Raw genomic sequence first — 9,776 nt, forward strand, 5'->3', positions numbered from 1 at the left:
GAATAGTCGTCGCGCGCGGACTGGATTCGAACAGATGTACAGAGACAACCTCGTCGAACGACTAAGGTGCCATGCCGCGTTACGCCCGGACGGGATCGCGTTGCGCTTCCTGGAGGGAGACAGCGTCGCCGAAGAGTTGACGTTTGCCGGTCTCGACGCCCGGATTCGATCCGTCGCAGCCCGGCTGCAGCAGTTGGGCGGCGCGGGCGAGCGCGCGATTATCCTTCTGCCCAGCGGCCTCGACTATGCCGTGGCATTCTATGCCTGCCTGTATTCGGGCGTGATCGCCGTCCCGGCCTATCCGCCGGAAGGAGGCGCCGAGCGCTATGCAGGGCGTCTCAACGGCATTCTGCGTGACGCGACGCCTCGCTTCGTACTGACCGAAACCACGCTGCTTGGTGCGGTGAAAGCGGCACTTCCCGAGCTGCCAAACGTAGAGATCATCGCAGTAGATGCGATACCGGCGGAGTTTGCAGCGGAGTGGCGTGAGACGAGGCCGGAGGCAGATGCGGTTGCCTTCTTGCAGTACACATCGGGATCGACCTCGCAGCCGAAAGGCGTCTGCGTCTCGCACGCTAACCTGACGGCCAATGAGAAGGCCATCGAGGCGGTGGCCCGAGGGGCGCTCGACGACGTCTTCGTGAGTTGGCTGCCGCTTTATCACGACATGGGACTGATCGGCGGGTTGTTGAATCCGCTGTTTACCGGCTTTACCGCCGTCCTGATGTCGCCACGGAATTTTCTCGAGCGGCCGCGACGCTGGCTTGAGGCCATCGATCGTCACGGCGGCACGATGAGTGGTGGACCTGATTTCGCCTTCGCGCTGTGTGCCGACCGCATTTCCGACGAAACGATCGACCGGCTCGACCTCAGCCGCTGGAAGTTCGCATTCTCCGGCTCGGAGTTTGTGCGCGAGACCACGCTGCGCAGGTTCGGGGAGCGGTTCGAGCGGGCGGGGTTCAATCGATGCGCGTTGACCGCCTGTTACGGTCTGGCCGAGGCGACGCTGCTGGTGACGGCCGGTGAGCTCACCACCGAGACGGTCAGCCATACGCTCGATACGGCAGCGCTTGCGGCAGGGCGCGTCGCAACCGCCGACCAAGGCACTGATCTGGTGGCGTGCGGCCGGACGGTCGCCGATCACGTCACGCGCATCATGCGCATTGATGGATCGGCTGCAGCACCGGCTGACGAAGTCGGCGAGATCTGGGTCGCCGGCCCCAGTGTCGCGCGACGATACTGGAATAATCCTGAGGCCACGCAAAAAGCCTTCGTCGAGCGTGACGGCGCGCGCTGGCTGCGTACCGGAGATCTCGGTTTCATTCAGGATGGTACGCTGATCGTGACGGGCCGGCTCAAGGACCTGCTGATCGTTCGCGGGCAGAACGTATATCCGACTGACGTCGAGCAGGCGGTCGAGGCCGAGGTCGAATCCGTCCGCAGCGGACGGGTTGCCGCGTTTGCGGTCGAGATCGATGGACGGGAAAGCATCGGCGTCGCGGCAGAGTTCAGCCGCACCGTTCTCAAGCGCAGCGATCCCGAAGTTCTCGCCCACGCGATCGGCGAGGCCGTGCTTCGGCAGGTGCAGGAATATCCGGCCGTGATCGTCCTGCTGAATCCGCAAGCGATGCCGCTGACGACGAGCGGAAAACTGCAGCGCTCCGCCTGCGCCGCCGGCTGGGCCAACAACACGCTCGACAGCTTTATGGTCTTTGAGCGAGGACGACGCCGCGACGGCGCGCTACTGACGGCGCCCGCGACCGACACCGATCGCGCGCTGGCACCGATCTGGTGCGAGGCGCTTGGCGTCCAGGCGGTGCATCGCGAGGATGATTTCTTCGTGCTGGGCGGAAACTCGATCACGGCCGGACAGATCGCCGCCGCTGTCCGTGAACGCTTCGGCGTCGAGTTGGAACTGCGCAGCTTTTTCGACGCGCCGAAGCTTGCAGCATTCGCGGATCATATCGAGGCCCTGCTGCGCGACGGCGTGAAGAGGGCACTTCCTCCGATCCAGCGGGCCGCGCTGGCCGACCGCGCCACCTTGTCCCATGCTCAGGAGCGGCTGTGGTTTCTCTGGAATCTGGACCCCGGCGGCACCGCCTATACGGTCGCGAGCACGATCCGGCTCAAGGGCAAGCTCGACCATACGGCCTTGTCGCAGGCGATTGCGGAAATCGTTCAGCGTCATGAGGTGCTGCGCACAACGTTCGTCGCAACAGATGGTCGGGCAAGGCAGATTATTCACAATGCCCTAAGCGTCGATATCAGGCACGAGGATCTCCGGGGGCGTTCCAAGGAGCATGCGGCGGAGGTCAGACGGTCCGAACTCGGCAAGCCGTTCGACCTTGTCAATGGGCCGCTATTGCGGGCGGTGCTGCTTCAGGTCGCAGATGATGCGCACGAACTGCTGCTGCTTGCCCACCACATCGTTGTCGATGGATGGTCGCTCGATGTGATGCTCGAAGAGCTGGCGGGACTCTACCGCAACGGCATCGGGCACGACGCAGGCCGGCCGCCGGTGCCGATGATGCAGTATGCGGACTTCGCCGTCTGGCAGCGAAACTGGCTCGCAGGTGGCGAGAGAGATCGGCAACTCGCCTATTGGCGCGCAAAGCTGGGTGATGCGCACCCGGTGCTGGCGCTGCAACATGACCGGCCGCGTCTGGCAACGCAAAGTCATGCCGGCGATACGATCGGCCTTGCCATCGACGGCGCGCTGGCCGCTCGATTGCGGGAGATCGCCGCAAAATATCGCGTGAGCGTTTTCATGTTGCTGCTCGGGGCATATCAGGCGCTGTTGTATCGCTATACGGGGCAGAGCGATTTGCGCATCGGCGTGCCGGTAGCGGGACGCCGTCACGCGCAGCTCGAGCGGCTGATTGGCTGCTTCGTCAACACGCTGGTGCTGCGTGCCGAGATTGCCGATGAAGCGACTTTCCCGAACCTGCTCCGGCAGGTCAAGGACGCGGTGATCGAGGCGCTGTCGCATCAGGATCTGCCGTTCGAAATGCTAGTCGACGGGCTGCGCCCTGAACGAAACGGTGGGCACAATCCGCTGTTCCAGGCCAAGTTCAATTACATGACAGCGCCGCGCGGGTTCGACGGCGTCGAAGGGCTCACCGCCGAGGTCGACATCATGGACCTCGCGGGATCGCATTTCGATCTTGCGCTTGATGTCGTCGATGGCGTTGGCAGCATGAAGGCGACATTCAACTACGCCACCGACCTGTTCGATTCCCCGACGATTGCGCGGCTGGCGGCGCAGTTCGGTTCGATGCTGCGCCAGATCGCCGAAGATGCGGAGCGGCGGATTTCGGACTTCGTCATCGACGATGCGAACCGGCAGGCGGTGCCGAGCGAGACAGCCGTATTCGGATTCACCGATGTCGTTGGTCTTCATCGCGCGTCAACGGCCGATCGCCAGGCCGCCGTCGCCATCCGATGCGGCAGCGAGACGCTGACGTTCACCGAGCTGGAGCGGAAATCGAACCGAGTAGCTCACATGCTTGCAGGCAAGGGGGTGACGCGCGAGGTGCCGGTTGCGCTCTGGATCGAGCGCTCGCCGGCATTTGTCATCGCGCTGCTTGGTGTGCTGAAGGCGGGCGGCGCCTATGTGCCGCTTGATCCGAAGTGGCCGCTGGAGCGCATCAGCCGCATCCTGAAGGATGGCGGCATCGAAATCGTGCTGGCGGCGGGCGATAAGCTGGCCGAAGCGCGTGCACTCGATTGCGCTGTGCTCGATGCGGAAGCCGAAGCTGCGCGCGAGGAAACATCAAGCGTGCCGCCCGACAATGTGATCCATCCGGCGCAGACCGCTTACGTCATCTATACCTCCGGATCGACCGGAACGCCGAAGGGTGTCGCCGTTTCGCACGGCGCGTTGGCCAACTATGTGCAGGCCCTGCTGCAGCGCCTGCAGCCGCAGCATTTGGCGAGCATGGCGATGGTCTCGACCGTGGCGGCGGATCTCGGCCACACCGTCCTGTTTGGCGCGCTCGCCTCCGGCGCGACGCTGCATCTGCTGCCGCCCGAAGTGGTGTTCGATGCGGATGCGTTCGCGAAAGCCATGCGGGACGGCGAAGTCGGTATTCTCAAGATCGTGCCCAGCCATCTGCGCGGGCTGCTCAAGGCGTCACGCTCGGCCGATCTCCTGCCCAGCGATGCGCTGATCCTCGGTGGCGAGGCCAGCGATCCCGCGCTGTTGAACGAGATCCGGCAGTTGCGGCCGCAATGCCGAATTCTGAATCACTACGGACCGACGGAAACGACAATCGGCGCAGTCACGCATGAATGTGGGCCAGCAGGCGAGACAGGCGCGATTCCCATTGGCCTGCCGATCGCCAATCTGCGTGCCCATGTTCTGGATGATGCGCTCAACGAGGTTCCGATCGGCGTATCCGGCGAACTCTACATTGGAGGCGCCGGCGTCGCGCGGGGCTATCTTGGCGAGGCCGGCTTGACCGCCGAGCGCTTCGTGCCGGACCCGTTTGGGCCGGCCGGAGAGCGGTTGTACCGGACCGGCGATCGCGTTCGCTGCGATCGAGCCGGCCGGCTGATATTCGTCGGCCGTGGCGATGATCAGATCAAGCTACGCGGCTATCGCATCGAGCTAGGCGAGGTCGGGCGCGCGATCAAGGCGCTGCAGGGGATCGATGACGCGGTGGTTATCGCGCGCGCCTTCGGCGACAGCGCCGAACGCCAGGAGCTCGTTGCGTACTGCGTGCCCGCGATGGGCGTCACGCCGAAGCCGGATGCAATCAAGCAGCAATTGGCGGCGGTGGTGCCGGAATACATGTTGCCGTCGCATACTATTATTCTGCAGCGCCTGCCGCTGACGCCAAACGGCAAGGTCGACCGCAAGGCGCTACCGGATCCGGCTGCAGATGTCGTTGCCACGAACTATTCCGTGCCGCTTGGAGAAACCGAGGAACAGATTGCGGCGGTGTGGCGCGAGGTGCTCGGTCGCGAACGCATCGGCCGCAATGACAATTTCTTCGAGCTTGGCGGCGATTCCATTCTCAGCCTGCAGATTATTGCACGCCTGCGCAAGCGCGGCATTCGCCTGACGCCGAAGCAGGTCTTCGGCCAACAGACCGTGGCCGGATTAGCAGCCGTCGCCGCCGTCGCGACGGCACCTGCGGCAAGGAAGGAGCGTTCGGCCGCAAAGGCATCGACCAATGCGGCCACCGGCATGCGTCATTTGCTGCCAATTCTGACCCGCTTTTTCGGCGAAGACATCGGCAACCGGAACCATTGGAACCAGTCAGTGCTGCTGGTGCCGCAAGCGCGGATGGACTGGGAGACACTGCGGCGTGCGCTCATGGCAATCGTCGATCACCACGATGCGTTGCGCCTGCAGTTCAAGCAAGTTGACGGCGCCTGGCAGGCAGAGCAGGGCGCTCCGTCGGAATTGCTGTGGATTCGTACCGATGTCGAAGATGCGACAGAGGTCACCGCGATTGCATCGGCCGCGCAGGAAAGCCTGTCGCTGTCCTCGGGCCCCTTGCTGCGTGCGGTTGCGATGGATCTTGCGGACAGCAGCCAGCGGCTGCTGATCGTGATCCACCATTTGGTTGTCGACGGCGTATCCTGGCGTGTCCTGCTCGAAGACCTGGCTTCAGCTTACGACCAATTGAAGCAAGGCGCCGTCGTGACGCTGCCGCCGAAGAGCGAGTCCTATGCGTCCTGGGGCGAGCGGTTGCATTCCTACGGGACGACCAGGGAGCTTGCTGACGAACTGCCGTTCTGGCTCGGTTGTGCGGCGGGTCCAAGCCTGCCATGCGACGATGATCATGGCGGCATCGATCGCGTCGGTGACGGCGAAGAGGTGTCACTGGTGTTCGATACCGAAGTGACGTCGAGGCTGCTGCAGGAGGCGTCCTCCGCCTATCGGACGCAGGTCAACGATCTGATGCTGGCGAGTCTGGCGCGTGCCGTGTCGCGCTGGAGCCAGCGCGACGGTGTCACGGTCGAGCTCGAGGGCCATGGCCGCGAGGACATCTTTCCCGGAGCGGATATTTCCCGCACGGTCGGGTGGTTCACGACGGCCTTCCCGGTGCGACTCCCCGGCGGGTCGGGCGACGACGCCTCCCTGATCAAGACCGTCAAGGAAAGGCTTCGCGCGATTCCGAACCGCGGGCTTGGCTACGGCGTGTTGCGCTATCTCGGTTCCGAGGACCAGCGCAGCGCGCTGGCGCGACTGGCGGAGCCGCAGGTCGTCTTCAACTATCTCGGCCGCTTCGACGGCAACGTGGGGGCTTCCTCGCTCTTCGGATTCGCGCCCGAGAACGCAGCTGCGTCGCGCAGCGCCACCGCTCCGTTGCGGGGATGGCTGAACATCACCGGGTTGGTGCGCGAGGGACGTTTGCATTTGTCCTTCGGATATGGACGCAAGCGCTACCGGCGAGAGACGGTCGAGCGGCTGGCGAAGCTTTACGAAGCGGCGCTGCGCGAACTGGTGGCGCATTGCTGCGGCGGCGCGTTTGGTCTCACGCCTTCGGACGTCGCTTTGTCCGGGCTCGATCAGGCCGATCTCGATCGGTTGGCGACGACTTTTGATCTCCGCAGCATCGAGGACATCTATCCGCTGTCGCCGATGCAGCAGGGCATGCTGTTCCACGCGGTTCGGGATGGCGACAATGATGCTTATGTGAATCAGGTCGGGCTTGAGCTATTCGGCTTCGATGCCGACAGGCTTCGAGCCGCGTGGCAAGCGGTGAGCGACCGGCACGCCGCCTTGCGGACCGGCTTTGTCTGGCAGCCCTTGTCAGGCGCGGCCCAGCAGGTCGTGCACCGTCATGTGAGGGTACCGTTCGTCGAAGAGGATTGGCGCAGCCGGACGGCAGCGCTGGAACGCAACGGCGGACGAGCTGAATTGGATGCCGCGCTGGCGGACGCGTCGCGGCGCGAGCGCGAGAACGGCTTCGACGTCTCTCAGTCGCCGTTGCAGCGGGTGCGGTTGATCCGGCTCGACGACAAGCGTCACTGGCTGATCTGGACCCATCATCACATCTTTGTCGACGGCTGGAGCTCGGCGCGGCTGGTGGCGGAGGTGCTGCAGCATGTGAGCGGCGGCACACTGCCAGCTGTACAGGGCAGCTATCGCGACTACATTGCCTGGCTGCAGGGCCGCGATCACGCAGGCGCCGAAAAATTCTGGCGCGACGCTTTGGCAGGGCTCGAAGCGCCGATCCTGCTGGCGAATGCGCCGGTTACGAATAATGCATCGGGGGAGGGACACGCCAGCATTGCGCTTTCCGCGAATCCGGAGCTGACCGAACGCATGAAGGCATTTGCGAAGCGCGAGCGGGTGACGCTCAATACGCTCGTTCAGGCCGCGTGGGCGCAGTTGTTGCGGCGGCATTCGGGGCAGGCCGCCGTCTGTTTCGGGGTGACCGTGTCGGGCCGTCCGGCAGACCTGCCGGGCTCCGAGGAGATGGTGGGCCTCTTCATCAATACGCTGCCGATTGTCGACGCGCCGAGCCCGCAAGTGCGAGTCAGTGAGTGGCTGCGTCAGTTGCAGGAGCAGAACCTGGCCTTGCGCGAGCATGGCTGGACGCCGCTCTACGAAATCCAGCGCCTTGCCGGCCAGGCCGGGCGGGCGCTGTTCGACAGCATTCTGGTGTTCGAAAACTATCCGATCGATGAGGCGCTGCGGCGGACGGGGGAGAGCGGCCCGCGCCTGGGATGGGTGCAACATGTGACGCCGACAAATTATGCGCTGGCGGTTGCCGTATTCGCCGGAAGCGAACGGCTCGATCTCGAGTTCAACTACGACCGCGCCCGCTTTGACGAGGGTGCCGTCCGGCGCCTTCGTGACATCCTGCACGGATTGCTGGAGCGGATCGCCGCCAATGCGGAGCGACCGATCGGCGATCTCGGATTATCCGCCGGTGACGAGGCTCGGCGGATCCTGGAATGGAGCGGCGCCGGTCGCTTGGCGACAGGCGCTTCATATGTCGGCGTCGTCGCGCATATCGAGGCGCAAGCCGCGCGGGCGCCTTCTGCCCTTGCGATTGTGTGGGGCGACCAGCGCCTGAGCTATGGCGAGTTGAATGCCCGGGCCAACCAGCTTGCGGGGCGGCTCCGTCACTTCGACGCCGGTCCGGATCGCCTGATCGGCATCGCCTTGGCGCGCAGCCCTGAAATGATGGTCGCGCTGCTGGCTGTTCTGAAAGCAGGCGGCGCCTATCTTCCGCTCGATCCGAATTACCCGGCCGAGCGGCTCGCCTACATGCTGCGCGACAGCGCGGCGACACTGGTATTGACGCAAAGCGCGCTGCTCGAACCTCTCGCGCCGGTGCTGCGCGAGACCGGCGTCGAGGCCTGGTGCATCGATGAGCCGCAGCGGCCCGTCGGCGACGATGCAGCCAATCTGAATTTCGAGATCCATCCGGATAGCCTGGCGTATGTGATCTACACGTCGGGTTCGACCGGGATCCCGAAGGGCGTGGCTGTAACGCACGGGCCGCTGGCCATGCATTGCGAGGCGATCGGTCGGCTGTACCGCATGACGTCGCGCGACCGGGAATTCCAGTCGGCATCGATCAGTTTCGACATTGCCCACGAGCGCTGGCTGGTGCCGCTGATGACGGGCGGCTCGCTCGTGCTGCCGTCCAGGCCAGGCCTGCTGATCGACGACCTCGTCGATGAGATTGCGAGAAACTCGGTCTCGACGATCTTTCTGCCGCCAGCGTATGCGGATCAATTGAGTGCAGCGTTGCGGCAGAGTGGGCGCCGGCTTGCGATCAGGGCGTGCATTGTCGGCGGCGAGGCCTGGTCGGATAGCGGAATCAAGGCGCTCCGCCAGGCCGCCGACATAGACCTTCTGGTCAACGCCTACGGCCCGACCGAAACGGTGATCGCGCCGACAGCGTGGCTCGTCGACGACGCCGCATTGACGCCGGGCCAGCCGGCGCCGATCGGACGGCCCGTTGGTATCAGGTCCGCCTACATTCTCGACGCCGATCTCAACGTCGCACCCGTCGGTGTCACCGGCGAGCTGTTCATCGGCGGTGTTGGGCTGGCGCGAGGCTATCTGAACCGGGGTGCGCTGACGGCGGAACGGTTTGTCCCGGATCCGTTCGACGGGTGCGGCGCGCGTCTCTACCGGACCGGCGATCTTGTGCGGTGGCGGGCGGACGGCGTGATCGAGTATGTCGGCCGCGCGGACCAGCAGGTGAAGATCCGCGGCTTCCGTATCGAACTGGGAGAGATCGAGGCGCGCCTGCTCGAGCAGCGCGGCGTGCGCGCCGCCGCCGTGGTGGCACACGAGAGCAGGACCGGGCGTCAATTGATCGCCTATGCGAGCGGCGAGCCGACGCTTGATGGCCGCGCCTTGCGCGATGCGCTGTCGGCCACTCTGCCTGATTACATGGTGCCGTCGACGATCATGGTGCTCGAGCAATTGCCGCTGACCCCCAATGGCAAGATCGACCGTCGGGCTTTGCCGTCGCCGCACGAGGATGCTCAGGCCCGCCGCTTCTATGAAGCGCCCGAGGACGAAATCGAGATCGCGCTGGCGAAGATCTGGGCCGAACTGCTCGGTGTCAGCCAGGTCGGACGTAACGATCACTTCTTCGAGCTCGGAGGACACTCACTGCTGGCGGTGCGGGTGCTCAGCCGCGTGTCGCAGGAGATCGGCGTGTCGATCCCGGTTTCAGATCTGTTCATTCATCCCGACCTCGCGTCATTCGCGCGCGTCGTGTCGATCAGGCTGATCGAGCAGGCGTTCCATGCAGATGAACTCCAGGATCTGATCGCGGCGGGGCAGTGAA

At 64.6% G+C, this 9,776-nt stretch carries 1 protein-coding gene; it reads left to right on the forward strand.

Annotated elements, in window-relative coordinates; genetic code table 11:
* Positions 1-34 precede the first annotated feature (34 nt).
* Positions 35-9,775, forward strand: a complete 9,741-nt coding sequence (locus RX328_RS15825; protein WP_213251527.1) for a non-ribosomal peptide synthetase — start codon at positions 35-37, stop codon at positions 9,773-9,775.
* The last annotated feature ends 1 nt before the right edge of the window (position 9,776 follow it).

The organism is Bradyrhizobium sp. sBnM-33 (assembly GCF_032917945.1).
GTDB lineage: Bacteria > Pseudomonadota > Alphaproteobacteria > Rhizobiales > Xanthobacteraceae > Bradyrhizobium.

Excerpts from the sequence above, each read along its gene's own strand:
- RX328_RS15825 (WP_213251527.1), top strand. The coding sequence starts at position 35 with ATGTACAGAGACAACCTCGTCGAACGACTAAGGTGCCATGCCGCGTTA.